Source organism: Thiorhodococcus drewsii AZ1 (genome assembly GCF_000224065.1).
Taxonomy (GTDB): Bacteria; Pseudomonadota; Gammaproteobacteria; order Chromatiales; family Chromatiaceae; genus Imhoffiella; species Imhoffiella drewsii.
The window spans coordinates 1-1,295 of the sequence record NZ_AFWT01000112.1 but is presented as its reverse complement, the minus strand read 5'-3'; the positions used below and the strand labels follow the sequence as shown (position 1 = coordinate 1,295).

The following is a 1,295-nucleotide window of genomic DNA, read 5'->3' as shown; positions in this document are numbered from 1 at the left end:
CGTGGTCGCTGGCGGACTGCTTGGCGAGGCCGCGGTTCATGTAGGCGGTGGCGAGAGCGTTGCGCAGCGCGACCTCCCAGCGCCCCTCGGGCTCCAGGCGTTGGCGCACGGCCTCACGGATCGCGATGGCGGCGTCATAGTCGGCGAGGGCGGCGGCGGGGCCGTGGCTGCTGGCGGACTGCTTGGCGAGGCCGCGATTCACGTAGGCGCTGGCGAGGTCGTTGCGCAGATCGACTTCCCAGCGCCCGTCGGGCTCCAGGCGTTGGCGCACGGTCTCACGGATCGCGATGGCGGCGTCATAGTCGGCGAGGGCGGCGGCGGGGCCGTGGCCGCTGGCGGACTGCTTGGCGAGGCCGCGGTTGTTGTAGGCGCTGGCAAGAGCGTTGAGCCAGACGACATCACCCGTGCGGGCCATGTGGCGCGCATGCAGCAGCCAGCAGGTGGTGCTGAGGATGGCGGCGGGCAGCTCCATGGCTCGGCGCCTCGTCTCGGCCTCGGCATGGATCAACCCGATCAGTCGCCTGTTTCCGGCCACGGCGTCGCCCTGATCCGCGTCGCCGCCCAGGCTGGCGTGGGCGAGGGCCTGTCGCAGCAGCACCGTACGGGTCAGCTCATCTCCGGCCTCGCTCACGGCCTCCGATTGCTCGACTGGCTGGGCCTCCCCGCTCACGGTCGTCGGAGCGTCGGCCGCCAACGCCAGGGCCTCGTCGGCGAGGCGCCGATGCGTCGCCATGAGCCGAGGTCCGAGTTCCGGATGTTTCTTCACCGCCTCGGTCAAGCCCCGCACCCCGAGCCGATAGTGGGCGGAGGCGCTGGTCCCGGCGCGCCAGGTGCCGAGCACCGGGCGCAGGCGCAGCACCACGTAGAGCAGCTCGGCCTCGGCGCCGGTCTGGTGGGTGAGGCGCGCCAAGACATCGAGCGCCAGGCCGCGCCAGGTCTGGTCCAGCTCCGGCGGCCACTCGGGCTGGGCGATGAGCCAGGCATGGGCGCGCTCGGCGGCGGCCAGGGTCAGTACCAGCGTCAGGGCCAGGTCGGCATGCTTGGGGCCGAGCTCGTCCTGGAGCTGCTCGAGGTAGTCGTGAAACAGCGCGACGCGTGCCGGCAGGGCCTGGATCGCGGCGGAGTCTGCGGGGATGCCCTGGTTGCGGATGCGGTCGATCAGGAAGGCCAGGTAGAGGAATAGTGCGTTCGCCTTATCGAAGATGGCTTTGTAGAGGGCGTCGAGCCGCTCGGTGGCCACGGCGCGGGCTGCCGTCGGCTTGGCGCCGGCCGCCAGGGCCTCGGCTTCGAGGCGC

Annotated in this window: 1 protein-coding gene; it reads right to left on the bottom strand. The window is 72.0% G+C overall.

Annotated elements, in window-relative coordinates; all coding sequences use genetic code 11:
* Positions 1 to 1,295, bottom strand: a 1,295-nt coding sequence (locus tag THIDRDRAFT_RS26340) for a hypothetical protein (protein WP_007043399.1), incomplete at both ends; no start/stop codon positions are given.